The sequence below is a fragment of the Thalassotalea sp. HSM 43 genome (genome assembly GCF_004752005.1).
GTDB lineage: Bacteria > Pseudomonadota > Gammaproteobacteria > Enterobacterales > Alteromonadaceae > Thalassotalea_A.
Genome location: NZ_CP038493.1, coordinates 3,899,614 through 3,915,231 on the forward strand (window position 1 = coordinate 3,899,614; position 15,618 = coordinate 3,915,231).

General features: G+C 39.5%; 26 protein-coding genes and 1 tRNA gene. 19 read left to right on the top strand and 8 right to left on the bottom strand.

The annotated features are described in order from the left end of the window. Positions 1-214: 214 nt before the first annotated feature. The 8 genes from E2K93_RS17075 to E2K93_RS17110 all read right to left on the bottom strand — a co-directional run bounded on the left by E2K93_RS17075 (position 215) and on the right by E2K93_RS17110 (position 6,005). Positions 215-2,452 carry a xanthine dehydrogenase family protein molybdopterin-binding subunit gene (locus tag E2K93_RS17075; RefSeq protein ID WP_135440249.1) on the bottom strand — a complete coding sequence of 746 codons (2,238 nt, stop codon included), beginning with the start codon at positions 2,450-2,452 and terminating at the stop codon, positions 215-217. After that, positions 2,452-2,922: a (2Fe-2S)-binding protein gene (locus E2K93_RS17080; protein ID WP_135440250.1), complete on the bottom strand. Its 471-nt coding sequence runs from the start codon at positions 2,920-2,922 to the stop codon at positions 2,452-2,454. Before E2K93_RS17080 ends, E2K93_RS17075 begins: the two co-directional genes overlap by 1 nt. A 185-nt stretch (positions 2,923-3,107) precedes the next feature. After that, positions 3,108-3,440: a TusE/DsrC/DsvC family sulfur relay protein gene (locus tag E2K93_RS17085; protein WP_135440251.1), complete on the bottom strand. Its 333-nt coding sequence runs from the start codon at positions 3,438-3,440 to the stop codon at positions 3,108-3,110. Continuing rightward, positions 3,431-3,718 carry a sulfurtransferase complex subunit TusB gene (gene tusB, locus E2K93_RS17090; RefSeq protein WP_135440252.1) on the bottom strand — a complete coding sequence of 96 codons (288 nt, stop codon included), beginning with the start codon at positions 3,716-3,718 and terminating at the stop codon, positions 3,431-3,433. The genes E2K93_RS17085 and tusB overlap by 10 nt, the downstream gene beginning before the upstream one ends. A gap of 8 nt (positions 3,719-3,726) precedes the next feature. After that, positions 3,727-4,095 (bottom strand): sulfurtransferase complex subunit TusC, encoded by a 369-nt coding sequence (gene tusC, locus E2K93_RS17095; RefSeq protein ID WP_135440253.1) that lies wholly within the window; start codon positions 4,093-4,095, stop codon positions 3,727-3,729. Then, positions 4,092-4,466 carry a sulfurtransferase complex subunit TusD gene (gene tusD / locus E2K93_RS17100; protein WP_169127499.1) on the bottom strand — a complete coding sequence of 125 codons (375 nt, stop codon included), beginning with the start codon at positions 4,464-4,466 and terminating at the stop codon, positions 4,092-4,094. Before tusD ends, tusC begins: the two co-directional genes overlap by 4 nt. Before the next feature lie 86 nt (positions 4,467-4,552). Next, the gene (locus E2K93_RS17105; RefSeq protein WP_135440255.1) at positions 4,553-5,221 is read right to left on the bottom strand and encodes a Bax inhibitor-1/YccA family protein; all 669 of its coding nucleotides are present in this window, start codon (positions 5,219-5,221) and stop codon (positions 4,553-4,555) included. A gap of 196 nt (positions 5,222-5,417) precedes the next feature. Then, on the bottom strand, positions 5,418-6,005 hold the full coding sequence (locus tag E2K93_RS17110; protein WP_135440256.1) for a DNA-3-methyladenine glycosylase I: 588 nt from the start codon (positions 6,003-6,005) through the stop codon (positions 5,418-5,420). A gap of 151 nt (positions 6,006-6,156) precedes the next feature. Between E2K93_RS17110 and E2K93_RS17115 the strand changes: the two genes are divergently transcribed. The 19 genes from E2K93_RS17115 to E2K93_RS17205 all read left to right on the top strand — a co-directional run bounded on the left by E2K93_RS17115 (position 6,157) and on the right by E2K93_RS17205 (position 15,602). Further along, positions 6,157-6,247: transfer RNA gene (locus E2K93_RS17115), tRNA-Ser, on the top strand. Positions 6,248-6,589: 342 nt separating this feature from the next. Beyond that, complete coding sequence (locus tag E2K93_RS17120; protein ID WP_135440257.1) at positions 6,590-6,994, top strand: hypothetical protein; 405 nt, start codon at positions 6,590-6,592, stop codon at positions 6,992-6,994. 96 nt (positions 6,995-7,090) lie between these two features. Next, entirely contained in the window at positions 7,091-7,372 is a 282-nt protein-coding gene (locus E2K93_RS17125) for a hypothetical protein (RefSeq protein WP_135440258.1), read from the top strand. 121 nt (positions 7,373-7,493) lie between these two features. After that, positions 7,494-7,865: an SMI1/KNR4 family protein gene (locus E2K93_RS17130; protein WP_135440259.1), complete on the top strand. Its 372-nt coding sequence runs from the start codon at positions 7,494-7,496 to the stop codon at positions 7,863-7,865. Positions 7,866-7,985: 120 nt separating this feature from the next. Beyond that, a complete protein-coding gene (locus tag E2K93_RS17135) occupies positions 7,986-8,387 on the top strand; it encodes a hypothetical protein (RefSeq protein WP_135439300.1) in 402 nt (133 codons plus the stop codon). Between the two features lie 100 nt (positions 8,388-8,487). Then, positions 8,488-8,775, top strand: a complete 288-nt coding sequence (locus E2K93_RS17140; RefSeq protein ID WP_135439306.1) for a hypothetical protein — start codon at positions 8,488-8,490, stop codon at positions 8,773-8,775. After that, the gene (locus E2K93_RS17145; protein WP_135440260.1) at positions 8,759-9,160 is read left to right on the top strand and encodes a colicin immunity domain-containing protein; all 402 of its coding nucleotides are present in this window, start codon (positions 8,759-8,761) and stop codon (positions 9,158-9,160) included. Before E2K93_RS17140 ends, E2K93_RS17145 begins: the two co-directional genes overlap by 17 nt. 120 nt (positions 9,161-9,280) lie before the next feature. Then, positions 9,281-9,616 carry a hypothetical protein gene (locus E2K93_RS17150; protein ID WP_189637805.1) on the top strand — a complete coding sequence of 112 codons (336 nt, stop codon included), beginning with the start codon at positions 9,281-9,283 and terminating at the stop codon, positions 9,614-9,616. A 106-nt stretch (positions 9,617-9,722) separates the two neighbouring features. Further along, entirely contained in the window at positions 9,723-10,010 is a 288-nt protein-coding gene (locus E2K93_RS17155; RefSeq protein ID WP_135439306.1) for a hypothetical protein, read from the top strand. Positions 10,011-10,119: 109 nt separating this feature from the next. Then, entirely contained in the window at positions 10,120-10,359 is a 240-nt protein-coding gene (locus E2K93_RS17160) for a hypothetical protein (RefSeq protein ID WP_135440261.1), read from the top strand. A gap of 105 nt (positions 10,360-10,464) precedes the next feature. Continuing rightward, entirely contained in the window at positions 10,465-10,764 is a 300-nt protein-coding gene (locus E2K93_RS17165) for a hypothetical protein (RefSeq protein ID WP_135440262.1), read from the top strand. A gap of 114 nt (positions 10,765-10,878) precedes the next feature. Continuing rightward, positions 10,879-11,289, top strand: coding sequence for a hypothetical protein (locus tag E2K93_RS17170; protein WP_135440263.1), 411 nt, complete (start codon positions 10,879-10,881; stop codon positions 11,287-11,289). 113 nt (positions 11,290-11,402) lie between these two features. After that, complete coding sequence (locus E2K93_RS17175) at positions 11,403-11,849, top strand: hypothetical protein (protein WP_135440264.1); 447 nt, start codon at positions 11,403-11,405, stop codon at positions 11,847-11,849. A gap of 94 nt (positions 11,850-11,943) precedes the next feature. Next, entirely contained in the window at positions 11,944-12,366 is a 423-nt protein-coding gene (locus tag E2K93_RS17180) for a hypothetical protein (protein ID WP_135440265.1), read from the top strand. A gap of 120 nt (positions 12,367-12,486) precedes the next feature. Continuing rightward, entirely contained in the window at positions 12,487-12,957 is a 471-nt protein-coding gene (locus tag E2K93_RS17185) for a GNAT family N-acetyltransferase (RefSeq protein WP_135440266.1), read from the top strand. Positions 12,958-13,004: 47 nt separating this feature from the next. After that, positions 13,005-13,649: a DUF4386 family protein gene (locus tag E2K93_RS17190; RefSeq protein ID WP_135440267.1), complete on the top strand. Its 645-nt coding sequence runs from the start codon at positions 13,005-13,007 to the stop codon at positions 13,647-13,649. A 21-nt stretch (positions 13,650-13,670) separates the two neighbouring features. Continuing rightward, positions 13,671-14,030 (top strand): hypothetical protein, encoded by a 360-nt coding sequence (locus tag E2K93_RS17195; RefSeq protein WP_135440268.1) that lies wholly within the window; start codon positions 13,671-13,673, stop codon positions 14,028-14,030. A 206-nt stretch (positions 14,031-14,236) separates the two neighbouring features. Beyond that, a complete protein-coding gene (locus E2K93_RS17200; RefSeq protein WP_135440269.1) occupies positions 14,237-14,443 on the top strand; it encodes a hypothetical protein in 207 nt (68 codons plus the stop codon). A gap of 106 nt (positions 14,444-14,549) precedes the next feature. Further along, the gene (locus E2K93_RS17205; RefSeq protein ID WP_135440270.1) at positions 14,550-15,602 is read left to right on the top strand and encodes a serine hydrolase domain-containing protein; all 1,053 of its coding nucleotides are present in this window, start codon (positions 14,550-14,552) and stop codon (positions 15,600-15,602) included. Positions 15,603-15,618 lie beyond the last annotated feature (16 nt).

The window sequence follows — 15,618 nt, forward strand, 5'->3', positions numbered from 1 at the left end:
GAGCTAAAAACCTAAAATAACAACTAACAAATAACAAATAACAACTAACAACGTCAAAGCACGAGCTCCAGCATAGCCATTAGAATGACCATTGCAACAACCATAAAAAACGCCCTGTATGTTAATTCATCAGGGCGTTTTACGGTTTGTCGTGTTGTTAACGAGACTAGGTTATTAACCAGATTACATTATTCACTGGCTAAGCGTTTAACGTCTAGGCATTTATTGGCTTAATTGGTAAATCACGGTAGCGTTTACCAGAGGCTGCGTAAATGGCGTTGGTTAATGCCGGTGCAAATGGTGCTACACCTGGCTCACCTAAACCGGTTGGACTCGCATCTGAGTCGACAATATGCACACGCACATTTGGCATTTCGTTAATGCGCAGTACCGGGTAGTCGTGGAAATTTGAGTTAACCACCGCGCCATCTTTAAAGCTTATCTCGGTATATAACGACAATGACATACCCATTACCACGGCACCTTCCATTTGTGCCGTGGCGCCATCGGTATTTAGAATTTGACCACAATCAATGGCGCAGTCGACATTCAAGACCTTGATGTTATCGCCATCGACTTTGACATGTACTGCCATAGCAACATAACTTTGGAAGCTGTAATGCACCGCAATACCCAAACCTTCGCCTTCTGGCAGTTCTTTGCCCCAGCCAGCTTGTTTAGCGACCAGATCTAATACGTCTTTAGAGCGTTTTACCTGCTCCTCTTGCTCTGGGTTTTTGTTGGCATCGTATAATTGATGCAACATCGCAACGGTATCGATGCCTTTGGTTATCGCCAGCTCATCAGCAAAACTGCCATAAGCAAAACCATAAAATATCGCATACACGGCGCGATACCAGCCAATGCGCGTGTGCGCAGGCGCCAAGCCCGATTCACTGCGAAAATTACTGATATTGAATGGATGACTATTTACATCGCCAAAGGCGCGCTCTGGTGCTCGTTCAAGCCCTGGTTGGAACAATGAGCTTATTGAAGGGAAGGCGACACGTTGTAACCAACCGTCGACATCACCGTCTTTATTGATAGACGCTTCAAGGTGTTGCGCACTTATCGAATGATAAAAACCGGTACGCATGTCTTCTTCACGGCTCCAGATCAGCTGCACAGGTGCTTTGACTTTGTTTGAGATCACCGCTGCTTCATGAACGTAATCACATTTAAATTTACGCCCGAATGCACCACCGCTGATCATGACATGAACGATAATGTCTTTTTTCTCTCTACCTAATACACTGGCAAGTACTGTTTGAATATCGTCCGGTGCTTGGGTAGATGCCCATACTTCACAGCTATTATCGGTGACCGATACCACACTCGCGTTCGGCTCCATTGGTGCATGACTTAGATGACCGCCAGTGTACGTTGCTTTAACCATGGTCTCAGCGTTGTTGAATGCGGTTTGCAAATCGCCACGCTCACCCATTTTTTCGGCGGTTTTTTCAACGTTACTCACCAGATCTTGGCGGTATTGTTCGGTGTTATAGACTTTATTAGGGCCCAGTTCCCATTCAATATCCAGTTGTTTAACCGCTTGTTGAGCGGTCCATGAATTATCAGCTACAACGGCGACACCACCGACAGAGCTGTACGGGTGTTGAATAGGTGTTATCTCGACAACATCGACAACCCCTTTAACCGCCATGGCTTTGCTTTTATCTAATCGTTTGAGTTTGCCGCCCAATACGGGGCAGTGAACGATAGCCGCATATTTTAAACCTGCAACCTTAGTATCAGCGCCGTAAGTGCGTTGACCGGTCACTACCATGTCTAAGTCGTGGCGTTGTAAGTCACTGCCAATATAACGGTACTGATCTTTACTTTTTAAGGTTGGCTCTTGCGGTACTTCAATATTTTGCGCTACGTCGACTAAATCGCCATAGGCAAGTGTTTTACCATTGTCTTTGTTAACGATAAAGTGGTTATCGGCTTCAACATTGGCGACATCGGTTGACCAAACTTTCGCAGCAGCAAGCATTAACATTTCTTTTGCTGCGGCACCGGCTTTACGCATCGGTTCATACATCACTCGAATACTGGCAGACCCACCGGTGGCCTGAGGGCCGTATTTATCCTGGTCTCCGTCGGCTTGCTTGACGGTTACGCGTGACCAATCTGCCTCCATTTCATCGGCAACGGCTGACGGTAATGCAGTAGAAATACCTTGTCCCATTTCACAACGACCACAGTAAATGGTTAAGTCACCATTACTATGTAAATGAATGAATGCGTTTGGGTTAAAGGTGTCTGTTTTGCTGTCAGCGAATGCCAATGCCGGCACATTTACGCCAATTAATAAACCGCCACCGGCGACACTTGATAGTTTTAAAAAACTACGTCGACTGATGCCTGAATTGCTATCTTTTGTCGGTGTTGTTGACGCTTGTTGCGATTGGTAGAACTGCTCGAGCTCTTTTTTAATATGAGGATGCATTATGACACCTCCTTGGCAAGATCGTCTGCGGCTTGGCGAATCGCTTTTTTGATGCGCTGATAGGTACCACAACGACAGATGTTGCCTTGCATGGCATTGACTATGTCATCATCACTTGGTGTAGGGTTGGCTTTTAACAAGCTTGCCGCATTCATGATTTGACCCGCTTGGCAGTAGCCGCATTGCGGTACTTTATTATCAACCCAGGCTTTTTGTAAGGCATGATCGCCGTTTGCCGACAACCCTTCAATGGTGGTTATCTGTTTGCCTTCAAGGCTGCCTACAGGCGTAATACAAGAGCGTGTTGCATTGCCGTCAACATGAACGGTACAGGCGCCGCACAAACCGCTACCGCAACCAAACTTGGTACCAGTAAACTCTAAACGGTCACGTAGAAACCACAATAGTGGCATGTTTTCATCGACATCAATGGCAATTTTTTCGCCGTTGATTGTTATGGATTTGGCCATAAGTATCCCATCACAATGATTGTTGTTAACAAATAATATACATGATGGGCGTTAAAACGCACTTAAAATTGACAGTAAGCGATTGGCAGGTATCAAAAAACTGTAAGAAAATATAACCAAATGTCAGGCTAGCTCGTTTACCTGGTTAAGTTATACGGCTATGGATAGACAAATAGCCGCCAAGACTATAAGCAACGCTTAGGTTTAGGTAACCCAGCGATTTTAGTTGCTTGCTTGGCCGCGCCTTTAGGGAATAAACGATGCAGATAACGACTGTTGGCTTTTTCCTCGCCGAACTCGTCTTTCATCGCTTTGATAAGCGCACGAATAGCAGGGGAGGTTTTATAGGTTAAATAGAAGTTGCGCACAAACCGCACCACATCCCAATGATCGTCTGTGAGCTCGATGTTATCGAACTTGGCAAGCTCTGGCGCTAATTCTTCAGACCACAGGGTAAAATCGAGCAAGTAACCTTCTTTGTCGGTTTCAAAGGTTTGATTATTAAACTCTATTGCCATGTGATCACTTTGTCTGCTTTTTCAGACTGCTCAACCAAGTCTTTAAGCTCGGCCATGACGATGGCTTGCTCTTCGCTGCGCACACCACGAGCGGCAAGGTGATCTTGTACCGCGAACACTTTAAATTCATGAAGTCGTCTGATGAGTTTTGGGTGCGCTACGTTATACACACCATCGTCCATTAGAAACAAGGTGTCTTTTGCGCTTAATAAACTCAAACATAAGTTCAATTTATTGTCATTAAATGCGCTGTTGCGCACGATATGTAATACAGCCATAAATCTATTTAGAAAGTAAGGACGACGTCAGCAGCTGCAATTAGCTGCGATATTTTTTGTTGCGATATAACCGAGACATCGGCAAAGGCAAAATTATCCGATAAGCTACGTTCGGCAAGGCAAGGCTCGCTTACATAGATATCTTCTATATCGTAGAAGTGTACCGCTTTAAACGATGCAATGAAATCTTTTGCGTGAATTAATTCGGGATTTTGTGCCGCTTGGGTCTGATATACGCCATCACCGATAAAACAAAGGCTCACGGGCAGATCATAGCTGGCTAAAATCAGTGCCGCATCTAATGACTCACGGGCATGCAATTGATCGAAACTGGCGCTGGTATTGATGATCAGATAGCGCTTTTTGGCATGGCTCATAATTGCACGACCTTATCGGCTTTTGCCGTTAATACCGCCAACTCGCCTAATCCTGAAATGGTAAATTCGGCAACAATGTTATGGTAGAAGTCCTCATCGTTACTGTCGGTTAAGCCACGGCGTTCGGCAGCAGAGATACATAAGTGCAACGGCGTTGCGGTTTGCTGGTTAAACAGTTGCCATTCTTTGGTTAGGTTTGTTTCATCACTCGGCGTTTGCACAAAGGTATTGGCGTTCAACACACCATCTTGATAAAAGAATATGCCATTGACTTGATGACCCATGGTCAACAAGGTTCGGGCAAAATTCAGAGCGCTCACGGTTTTATTATCCGTGGGGCCGGTACTGACAACCAAAGCAAATGTACTCAATGCAACCTCTAACACATAAAAACTGACAAATAAAAAAGGCTCCGAGATACGGAGCCTTTATAGTATAAAATATTTTGCTTAAAAAATTAATCGTCTCCGCCAGCAAATGCTAACAAGATGTGCAGTAAGCTACTGAAAATATTGTAAAGAGACACAAATAACGTCACAGTCGCTAGAATGTAGTTGCGCTCACCACCGTGAATGATTTCACTGGTTTGGTACAAGATAATCGCTGACGAAAATAGGATGAACAGGGCGCTAATAGCTAGCGACATTGCTGGGATTTGGAAGAATAAATTCGCAACAATAGCGATTAATAAGAACCAAAAACCAACGTTAAGCATACCTGTTAAGAATGACATGTCTTTTTTGGTGGTCAATACGTACGCTGACAAACCAAAGAAGATAAGACCCGTCGCACCTAAAGAAAATACAACCAAGTCACCAGCGCCTGCGCCGACGGCATAACCTACAAGTGGCGCAATGGTGTAACCCAAAAAGCCAGTAAAGGCGAATACCGACAAAATACCCATGCTTGAGTTAGCGGTTTTGTAGGTTAAGAACATCAAACCATATACACCGATAAGCGTAACGATTAAACCAGGGCTAGGTAGGTTTAACATGATGGTAAGCATGGCAACAGCCGCACTAAACACCAAGGTCATGCCCAGTAGTGTATAGGTGTTACGTAATACTTTGTTAATTTCAATAGCAGAGCTTTGAGTCGCTGTTGAAAAACCCATTTGTGATTGCATAAAGTTTCCTTCGTACTTGTAAATTACTAATTATTAGATGGGGTTGAATCGAAAAAATTCAATGACAATTGTTATTATTGCTGTTAAATCCAACCTGACTTACCGTTTTATAGCGTAAATTTGCTATGGCGTAAACATCTAACCTTGACATATTATGACATACTCTCACCAAAAAGGTAGAGTTGGTCGCATTTTGTTACGAATATTGCTCGATGATAGGTTGTCGACGAAAACAATCTTCGCTGTGGTCATTAACCATACCGCACGCCTGCATGTGGGCATAAACAATGGTTGAACCGACAAACTTAAAGCCGCGCTTTTTTAAATCTTTGCTTAGCGCATCTGAAATATCTGAGGTAGCAGGGTAGTCGTCGACGCTGTTTAACGTATTGACGATAGGCTTATGATCAACAAAGCCCCATATATAATCACAAAAGCTACCAAACTCCTGCTGCACTTCAATAAAGCGCTGCGCATTATTAACCGCCGCTTGTACTTTTAAACGATTGCGAATGATGCCAGGATCTGTCAACAGTTGCTCAATTTTGTGCTGATCAAACTTTGCTACAGCTTGGACGTCAAAGTTGGCGAACAAACGACGGTAATTGTCACGCTTTTTTAATACCGTATACCAACTTAATCCCGCTTGCGCGGATTCTAAGGTTAAGTACTCAAACATTGTTTGATCGTCATATACTGGCACGCCCCATTCTTTGTCGTGGTATTCAACATAGTCGGGTTTGCTTAAATCGAGCCAGGGGCAACGACAAATGGCATCGCTCATAAAATCACCTTATACCGCTAAGTTTATGTATTTAAGTGTTAATTTAGCAGAAATAATAAACGATGTGCGCAAATTATTTGCAATCAATTTATTTTTTCAAATTAATGCTTTACAAGCGTAATAAGACTCCTTAATATGCGCATCAACTTCAGGTGAGATGGCTGAGTGGTCGAAAGCACCGGTCTTGAAAACCGGCATGGGTTTGTAGCCCATCTAGGGTTCAAATCCCTATCTCACCGCCATATAAGATAAGCCCAGCATTACGCTGGGCTTTTTCTTTTTCTATTTAAAAAATAATCTAGAAGAGTCCTAGATTTATATTTTACTCAGCAGAAACACAAGCATTCGAATTAGTTTCAGCAAATTTATTTTGTAACCGACCAAAAAAACACCTCATTTATCAATAATGCGTGAAATACGGCATTTTTCCGCCTTTGCCCATTACCGATCATTCCAAGACCCTCTATCATGTTGATTTAGTTGTACTAAAACAGTTATCCTATTTTCTTTTACTGAATAGATGGAAATTAGCCCTGTGCAAACATGGAATTTTTCCTTCTAATAAACTGTTATGTGCCTAAAGTATGAATCTAAGCTCGGTTAATCAATTTATAATAACTTTATCCGCTGGAATTACGGCAATAGATTTCGCATATCTGCCGTCAAAACATGAATTGTCTTTATCGCTTTATATCGTTCCATTAGCGCTAATTTTTATATTTCTATTGTCTTTGTTAACCTCAAAGCGGAATTATAAAATCGCAGCTTTTAAAATTATGCTTACATATTCAATGTACAGTGCAATGTTTGTTGGTATCCTCGTTCCATTTGGGCAAGCCATTTCATATTTATTTGAGTCAGGCTTTAATTTTCAAGGCTGGCTAAATATTTACAGTAAGTGGGCTTTAATGCAATTCGGTTCAGGTGTTATATTTAGCATAATGTCGCTCTTTGCTTTTTTCGGTTTAAAGCGTAATATCGGCACATAACAAGCTAATTAATAAGGACAAAAAACAGTTGGCTGTTTTCGTTCCTCAACATTTTAGCCAACAATTTTTTGCCCATTATTAGGGCGTTAGGTGTTAATGAATTCTCGCACATTATCTACATTAGAATTTTATATTAGCGGCATGCTTATAGTTATTGCTGTAGCTCTTTTTATAAATTCGTATTTTTGTTTCTTTAATAAAGATTCGTGTGGAATGGTTGAGCCATTAGTGGGAACTTATATTTTAACTTTGGCTATTCCTCTATTAATTGCAGGCTGGTTACATCGCAAACAGAAGAAGATCTTAGCGGCAATGGCTTATTTTCCTATTGTGATAGTGGTTTTAACTTCAGTGGGTCAAGTAATGCAGTGGTGGTAACACCTAACAAGACAATCAAGCAGGAATTTTAAAGTTGGTAGGTTCCGCTTCGCTTCACATTATAACCAACTATTAAAAGCCTCTTATTGAGGCGTTATGTGTAATCAAGGGTTCGGTGTGAATGGAAAGGGTTGAGTTTAAACCACCAAGCGATATAGAAATTTCTGAGGCACAACAGAAATTAGGTTTTACGTTTCCAAACGATTATATCGACTTTATCAAATCTGGTTATGACCTTGGAAACGCTCCAATGGAAGCTCTAGAAATCAATAACGCTTCAAGTCACCTTGATATCTATTCCGCAATTGCGGATGCTAAAAAATTCTATAAACTTCCCGATGAATTGCTTCCAATTTGTGAAGACAACTCTGATTACTACTGCCTGAATAAATCAGGGCAAGTAGTCTTTTGGTCACATAATGGCTTAACTGATGAAATGTGGCAAAATACAAAAGAGTGGCGTAATCAAATGATTGCAGAGGCTTTAGAGTAAATTACACATAACAAGTAAATTAAGCGGGACTGCTAACAGTTGGCTCGGTTTCGCTTCGCTTCACATTTTAGCCAACAGTTAATCAGCCCCTTATTTGGGCGTTATATGCCTTGAGGAATTATGCATACCACTCTAAATCAATGGCTCAATGAACTAGAGGTTGAAACAGAAATAGTCCAGTCAACTGACATTAATGAAGAAGCTAATTCAAATTTAGTAACCTTTGGAATTAACGAAAGCTTGCTTAAAGAATGGGGGCGTGGCTCTCTTGAAGATTTCATTGGTAAATGTGCCGAACTGTTTAATTCAAAAAATACGAAAAAAACCATGATCTTTTACTCGTGGTTCGATGATATGGCTGGGCAGATTAGGATATCGGCGGTAAGTGAGTCCCATGGAAAGCTTCCGTTTGGTTGCATCATTCACGATGTCAAACTTAATGAGTTAATTAAAAATATTAACTTTGAAACTTCAGATGTTGCGGAGCCGTATACGTTAAAAGTTTGGCAAAAAGGCATATAACAAGTCGCTCAAGTGGGAAAATTTACAGTTGGCTTTTTCTCACTCCGTTCGTTATTTTAGCCAACTTATAAATTTCCCCTTAGCGGGGCGTTATATGCACATGGAAAGTATGCTCGAATCTATTAAATCACTAGCCACAGAAATTGCTTTAGACTTGCGAACGCATGATCTATTAGAACAAGCTTTAATGCTTGAGTCTCAAATAGATTTGCTTGACCAAGCTGACAATCAAATTAATGCTTTAAATGAGATCGAAGGCTTGTGTCATGTGAAAGCTTTTGGGGATCTTTATCTAGAGTCTTTTGAAGGCTGGGATTGGCCAAGTAAAGTTTGTAAATTAGGTCAGGCTTGTAAAAAGCACCGATTAAAAATTGAAAAGTGCATATAACAAGCTGTTAAACAAGGACAAAATACAGTTGGCTTTTGCTCCTTGGTCGCTTATTTTAGCCAACTATATTTTGCCTGTTAACAGGGCGTTAGCTGTACAAGGATACCTCTCGACTATGGAAGATGACTTCAAATCATTAGTTATAAGTTTTCTTAAAGAGCAGTTAACTGAAACTGAATTCATGACAAGTTTTATTAAATTGTGGAATGAAAGTCGAGATTCAGGTGCTCTAAGCGGTTCTGATCCTGTAGTAACTCGAATATTGGATCGTATATTTACTAGTTGCGATGCTTTTGAGCTAAACCCAGAACCACCATTTGAAATTGGTGCAATAGAATTTAAAGCTGAAGTTAAAGACATGGCCTATTTAGCCTGGGGTTTATAAAGTACAGCTAACAAGACAATCAAGCAGGAATTTTAAGAGTTGGTAGAGTTCCGCTTCGCTTCACATTTTAACCAACTATTAAAAGCCTCTTATTGAGGCGTTATATTTTCAGGAGGATAGGTGATTAACGAATACGCAATGTCATATGTTTGCTTTGAATGCTGCAAATCTTTTATGCGTCAATTACCTAAACCAGAGAGAAATCCAGAAACCATGACGTGTCCTGATTGTGGAAACCATAGCTATAACTTTGGACGCCATTTTAAGCCACCGAAAAAGAGTGATAAAAAACAATGGGACAAGATTCGTTTCTTGTTCAAACATGGTTTTAGATTCCAAAAAATTCGTAATAACCCGGACAATTATTATGACACGGTTCCTTTCCCGAAAACGTTAGAGCAGGCCAAAGAGTTTGTTGTTAAGTATAAAAAATTTAGTATAGAAAGCTGGGCTTAAAATATAACAAGTCAATCAAGCAGGAATTTTAACAGTTGGTAAGGTTCCGCTTCGCTTCACATTATAACCAACTATTAAAAACCTCTTATTGAGGCGTTATATGCACATGGAAAGTATGCTCGAATCTATTAAATCACTAGCCACAGAAATTGCTTTAGACTTGCGAACGCATGATCTATTAGAACAAGCTTTAATGCTTGAGTCTCAAATAGATTTGCTTGACCAAGCTGACAATCAAATTAATGCTTTAAATGAGATCGAAGGCTTGTGTCATGTGAAAGCTTTTGGGGATCTTTATCTAGAGTCTTTTGAAGGCTGGGATTGGCCAAGTAAAGTTTGTAAATTAGGTCAGGCTTGTAAAAAGCACCGATTAAAAATTGAAAAGTGCATATAACAAGCTGTTAAACAAGGACAAAATACAGTTGGCTTTTGCTCCTTGGTCGCTTATTTTAGCCAACTATATTTTGCCTGTTAACAGGGCGTTATGTGTTTAGGGATAACTAGTGCCACAAACTGTTCAACATTTTTTAGACATTTATCAGCTAAGAAAATCAATGCAAGAAGATGGAATCACAAATCCTTCTGAGCAAGTTAAAGAATTCACTTCGAGTTTTGTTCAAGCATTAGAAAAGCATGATTGTGATGAGTTAGTTGAAATAGTTAAGCTTGAGTCAGGAATTAGGCAATTTGTGCTTATAAAAACCGGAACCGTCTTGGGTGAGTTACCCGCGAACAACACATAACAAGTCAATCAAGCGGGAAAATTTACAGTTGGCTGTTTTCGCTCCGCTCAACATTTTAGCCAACTACAAATTTCCCCTTATTGGGGCGTTAGGTGTTTATCGAACATGGAAGTAATCGAGAGTGTAGAAATACTTGAAAACGGTCAATTGATATTAGTTTTAGCTAGTGGTGGAAGTCCTAGTTATGAACATATTTATCGCGAAGCCGCAGAAGTAAAATGGGATACTAATCTAAAAGCATTTACTTCTCCACCACCACGAGAGTGGAGTCATTCTGATTGGTTTCATCATATTGTCAAAGTCGCAAAAAATTGCAGTATTAATTTAAGTTTAAATAGTGAAACTATTTGGGTTAATATTCCAAACAACGTTAAAGAACAAATGGTTGCGGGTAAAAACACCTAACAAGGCAATTAAGCAGGAATTTTAACAGTTGGTAGGGTTCCGCTTCGCTTCACATTATAACCAACTATTAAAAGCCTCTTATTGAGGCGTTATAAGCCCATAAGGATTCTGGTCTTGCGAAATGTACTAATTGTTCTTGTCTTATTATTAAGCTGTTTTGTAAGTTACAAATTCGGCAACTCACAGGCAGTTATCAATAAACAAAATGAAAATTTAGGCGCGATCATAACAATGCAATCGCTTATGTATGATCAACAACCTAAAGTTCGCTTACTTAGTGCAATTTATGAAAATATTGAAGAAGATCCAGAATTAGCTAAAAAGAACATAAAGTTAGCTTTAATTTTAACTTACGAAGATGATGTTCGATTAAAATCGGTGTTTAACGAATACTTAGGAACAAATCACCATGCCATTAAAACCAATATGGCTATTGATGATTTTTTTATTAAGTACCCTATCTCTCAATGCAAAAACACCCCTAAAAACAATTTAATGAGTTGTAATATTAAAAAGGGCTTATAACAAGCCAATTAAGTGCGGGACTGCTAAAGCTTGGCTCAGTTCCACTTCGTTACACATTTTAGCCAAGCATTATCAGCCTCTTATTGGGGCGTTATACGTCAAAGAGGGATTTAATGGACGACAATGAGAAGCTTCGGAGATTTTTAAAAACTGAGGAAGCATTGAAAGATATTCTGTATATGTATTACACGTGCTTTGATTACAGCTCCTTGTTCACTGACATGGGAACCGAAGATGGAAATTTCGACCCATATTATTTCATTGACTGTGGTGAATGTGAAACGGGTTACCCTATAGATTATGAATTACTCCATCATGGTTCTGCTATCAAAATATCTTGTCGTATTTTACAGGCTTGGGAGCAAGGTGGTTATAAAGGGTATAACTCCGACGGTCTTACAGCCGAGAAAGAACTTATCTCCAATGGTCGAATGGATCATATTCCTGAATTAAGAGAATACATATTGGCCTCTCTAAATTCGCACGATGAGGGGTTATCTCAAGGCGCAGCAATATACAAAAAGTACGTTTTGGGCTTCTTTCAAGGTTTAACAAAATGACGTATAACAAACCATTCAACCGGAACTATACTCGCTGGCTGGTGCTCGTGTATCGCAAATATAACCAGAAAATCTGTAGGGCGTTATGGACCACATGAATATTGAGCCTAGATTCGTAACATACATTGTTTCATCATTTGCAGGATATTGGTTAGCGTTCGTTGGAGCTGCGATACTAGTTTCTATCTTTGATAGTGAAATGGTTTTGGCGTTAATACCAATTTTATTTTTTTCACTTTTTATCGCTGTCGGCGTAACACTAGTATCATCGATTGTTGGATATCCGACGTTTCGTTATGTATTTAAAAAGCTTAAATTATCAGCTATTTCCAAGTTGTTTATAGCTGGTGCGGGATCTTGTGTTGTTTCCGTTTTAGGTTTCGCTCTATTGTTTAATTACTTTATCCATGGTGTCTCCGATATTGATTCCATTATTCAAACTAGCATTGGTATATTGACGTTTTGCGTATTAGTAGTTCCATGTTCAGCTTTAGTTTATTGGATGATTGAGCGATGAGCTATAACAAGACAATCAAGCAGGATTTTTAACCGTTGTCTGAGTCCGCTTTTCTTCACATTTTAACAAATTGTTTTTAGTCTATTATTAGAGCGTTATACGTCAGAAAATCCATTTCCTATGAGTAATCATAATATTAGAAAAGCTGTTATTGGCGATTTACGTGAAATCCAATCTATAGCACGTAGAACAATAGATAAATGCTATCGTTCTTTTTTAGGAGATGGTGGTGTGGATTGGTATATCAATAGCGGAGAGTCAGATAAAGAGCTTGAAAAGCACTTATCAAATTCCTTTGTTTTAGAGCAAGATACACAGCTACTCGGTTTTTCTATTGTTTTCGACAATTTTATTCATCTTATGATGATTGACGAAAAGTTTCATCGTTCAGGTTTAGGAAAATTGTTACTTACATTTTCAGAAGCTGAATTAACTCGGTCTGGTAATTCAATCATAAAATTAGAAACTTTTGAGGGAAATACACAAGCAATTAATTTTTATTTAAAAAATAATTGGGTGATCAGTAAAAAAGAAGCAGATCCTGAATTTGGTTTTGTCCGAGTGTTTTTTGAAAAAAATGTAAACCCATAATTAGGGTCGTGTCTTTTTGAGGATTTAATAAACATGGAATTTATATCGTGAATCATTTACAAAAAATAGCGGGTGTCTCATCTCTTTTACAGGCCGTTATTTACATATCAGCTTTCGTGTTTTTTGGTGCGTTCTGGAATTACCCGGCAGATGCTGATTCTGTCGGACAATTTGCTTATTTAGCAGAGAATCAAGTTATCCTGTCCATCGTAAACCTTGTCATGTACGTACTATTTGGCATTCTTTTGGCTGTATTGGTACTGGCACTGCATGAACGTTTAAAGGTGAATAGCCCGATCCTTTCTCAAATCGCAGCTATTTTTGGGGTTATTTGGGTGGGTTTAGTTATTGCCAGTGGCATGATTGCAAATATTGGTTTAGCTGCAGCCCTGGAGTTATCGGTTAAAGATCCTGACCAAGCGATGACAGTCTGGCGCGCTATCTACTCTGTCGTTGAAGGGCTAGGAGGTGGCAACGAAGTTGTTGGTGGTCTCTGGGTTGCGTTGCTAAGTGTTGCTGCTTTAAAGGGGAAAGAGCTTCCTAAAATACTCAACGGCTTTGGCCTTTTCGTTGGTATGGTTGGTATTCTCACGATTTACCCAGCTGATGTTCTCACAGAGATTTTTGGGATAAGCCAAATTGTATGGTTTTGTTGGTTGGGAACAGCCATGCTAAAAAGCCGTAAAAGCTAACGTGTTAAGTGGTAAGTCGCTATGGAAAGTACAGCAATAGAATTTCGATATTCATGTTTAGAAATCTTGAAATTTTTGTCATCTCCTATAGAGCAAGTACAGTTTGCGTCACACGTTGAGTACACAGACTATAAATGCGAATTTGTTAGTTGGTGGTTTGATGATTTAGCTATGGAATCATTACCGAAAGGAACAGACTTAATCAATCAGAGTTTTTCAAAATCTGAAAAGCTTACGCTGTGTGAGTTCACTAATATTTTTACTCAGAATATTTCAAGTGAAGTCCAAAGCATCAGTGAATTGTTAAAGACTTATCAATGGCAACACGTAATAGAGTCTGCAAAAGTAGCGCTCGATAAAATTAGTGTAAAACTTATATAGCAAGGCAATCACAAAATAAGTATGGCTAAAGTTAGCACTGATGTTTGTACTGTTGGGGCAAGTTATTCGTATGTTTATCAACGAAACAATTGTAAAAGTAAAAACAAAAACAGTTACTCGAAGAATTACTCGAAAAGAACAACAAATTGTGAACAACTCTAACTAGCTTACCGATCAAGTAATGATAAAAAGGATATCACAGATATATGGATTTTAGTTTACTCACTGACGCCATCGTATTAATAGTATGTGGTGGTTTAATATGTTTTTTTGCTACAGGTAGATTTGCACCAAGTGCCTATGAACAACAATCTATTGAAAGCAACAAATCAATATTGATTATTGGTTCAATAATCGTTTTTGCAGGGATTGTTCAGTTGTTAAGGCATTTACTAGCAGATTACTTAACCTAACTAAGCCTAACTTAAGCATGACTCGTTCATCTAGGTTTAAGAGTGTTTTAATAAATTGTTTATAGCTGGATTTTGTTAATGACTATGTGCGCAGGCAGTGAATAACATGAAAACTACCACCAAAAAACGAATTCTACAATTTGTGTTGTTGGTTGGTACCGTTATTTCTTTATATTTTGTGCCATGGCGTTTAGTTAAAGCTTGGATTTTACCTTTACCACAGACCGTTCAACAGCAATTAAATGATGCTGTAGAGCAGGGCTTTGATGGCGTTGTCGTCTATATTGACCAAGCAGGAATACCCCCTCAGTCGTTTGCATCAGGCTGGCACGATCGAGACAGTAAAACGCCTGCTAAAACAAACGCTCTGTTCAAAATCGCCAGTATAAATAAGCTCTACGATGCCGTCGCTATAACCAAATTGGTCAGTGATGGTCGACTATCTTTGGATAATACCCTTGCTGATTATTTTCCAGAGTTGGTTGGGAGGATAGAGCATGCTAAGCAAATTACGCTGCGCATGATGATTCAGCATCGCAGTGGTATCCCAAATTTTACAGACACAGATAATTTTTGGGCAAAGCCTACAGACAGCTCTGCAGAAGACTATACAGACAATCTGTCATTGATCTTAGATAAACCTGCCAGCTTTGCCCCTGGTAAAGACTACGAATACAGTAATACCAATTACCTGCTGCTAAATCAGATCATGGATAAGGTATTGGGGTATCAAAATTTTCAATTTATTCAGCAACGAATCTTAGCGCCTTTGGCCCTTAAGAATACCTTCAGCTCTATTAAAGACGTTGATTTAAACGATGTTATGAGTGGTTATCATGTAGGTCATCCTTATGATTTAAAAACTGAAGACCGTGGTATGGTTGCTACAGCTGAAGATGTTGGTATTTTCATTCGGGCACTAAATGATGGCTCGGTGTTTGAAGGCAACGAACGAGAGATTTACTCGGGCTTGTATGAATACGAACATACGGGTTGGGTTCCTGGGTATCAAAGTTTTGCAACCTATCACCAAGAGCAAGATACCGTGGTTATTCAATTTTACAGTACGACCGATTCTGAGTTACTTAATTGGAACTTATCGCAAATCATAAATAGCCGTATTGTGAAAATATTTAATAAGCAATATGGTGCAAATTGAGCGCATGATTGGTTGG

Excerpts from the sequence above, each read along its gene's own strand:
- E2K93_RS17075 (WP_135440249.1), bottom strand. The coding sequence starts at position 2,452 with ATGCATCCTCATATTAAAAAAGAGCTCGAGCAGTTCTACCAATCGCAA.
- E2K93_RS17080 (WP_135440250.1), bottom strand. The coding sequence starts at position 2,922 with ATGGCCAAATCCATAACAATCAACGGCGAAAAAATTGCCATTGATGTC.
- E2K93_RS17085 (WP_135440251.1), bottom strand. The coding sequence starts at position 3,440 with ATGGCAATAGAGTTTAATAATCAAACCTTTGAAACCGACAAAGAAGGT.
- tusB (WP_135440252.1), bottom strand. The coding sequence starts at position 3,718 with ATGGCTGTATTACATATCGTGCGCAACAGCGCATTTAATGACAATAAA.
- tusC (WP_135440253.1), bottom strand. The coding sequence starts at position 4,095 with ATGAGCCATGCCAAAAAGCGCTATCTGATCATCAATACCAGCGCCAGT.
- E2K93_RS17105 (WP_135440255.1), bottom strand. The coding sequence starts at position 5,221 with ATGCAATCACAAATGGGTTTTTCAACAGCGACTCAAAGCTCTGCTATT.
- E2K93_RS17110 (WP_135440256.1), bottom strand. The coding sequence starts at position 6,005 with ATGAGCGATGCCATTTGTCGTTGCCCCTGGCTCGATTTAAGCAAACCC.
- E2K93_RS17120 (WP_135440257.1), top strand. The coding sequence starts at position 6,590 with ATGAATCTAAGCTCGGTTAATCAATTTATAATAACTTTATCCGCTGGA.
- E2K93_RS17125 (WP_135440258.1), top strand. The coding sequence starts at position 7,091 with ATGAATTCTCGCACATTATCTACATTAGAATTTTATATTAGCGGCATG.
- E2K93_RS17130 (WP_135440259.1), top strand. The coding sequence starts at position 7,494 with ATGGAAAGGGTTGAGTTTAAACCACCAAGCGATATAGAAATTTCTGAG.
- E2K93_RS17135 (WP_135439300.1), top strand. The coding sequence starts at position 7,986 with ATGCATACCACTCTAAATCAATGGCTCAATGAACTAGAGGTTGAAACA.
- E2K93_RS17140 (WP_135439306.1), top strand. The coding sequence starts at position 8,488 with ATGGAAAGTATGCTCGAATCTATTAAATCACTAGCCACAGAAATTGCT.
- E2K93_RS17155 (WP_135439306.1), top strand. The coding sequence starts at position 9,723 with ATGGAAAGTATGCTCGAATCTATTAAATCACTAGCCACAGAAATTGCT.
- E2K93_RS17165 (WP_135440262.1), top strand. The coding sequence starts at position 10,465 with ATGGAAGTAATCGAGAGTGTAGAAATACTTGAAAACGGTCAATTGATA.
- E2K93_RS17175 (WP_135440264.1), top strand. The coding sequence starts at position 11,403 with ATGGACGACAATGAGAAGCTTCGGAGATTTTTAAAAACTGAGGAAGCA.
- E2K93_RS17180 (WP_135440265.1), top strand. The coding sequence starts at position 11,944 with ATGAATATTGAGCCTAGATTCGTAACATACATTGTTTCATCATTTGCA.
- E2K93_RS17185 (WP_135440266.1), top strand. The coding sequence starts at position 12,487 with ATGAGTAATCATAATATTAGAAAAGCTGTTATTGGCGATTTACGTGAA.
- E2K93_RS17195 (WP_135440268.1), top strand. The coding sequence starts at position 13,671 with ATGGAAAGTACAGCAATAGAATTTCGATATTCATGTTTAGAAATCTTG.
- E2K93_RS17200 (WP_135440269.1), top strand. The coding sequence starts at position 14,237 with ATGGATTTTAGTTTACTCACTGACGCCATCGTATTAATAGTATGTGGT.
- E2K93_RS17205 (WP_135440270.1), top strand. The coding sequence starts at position 14,550 with ATGAAAACTACCACCAAAAAACGAATTCTACAATTTGTGTTGTTGGTT.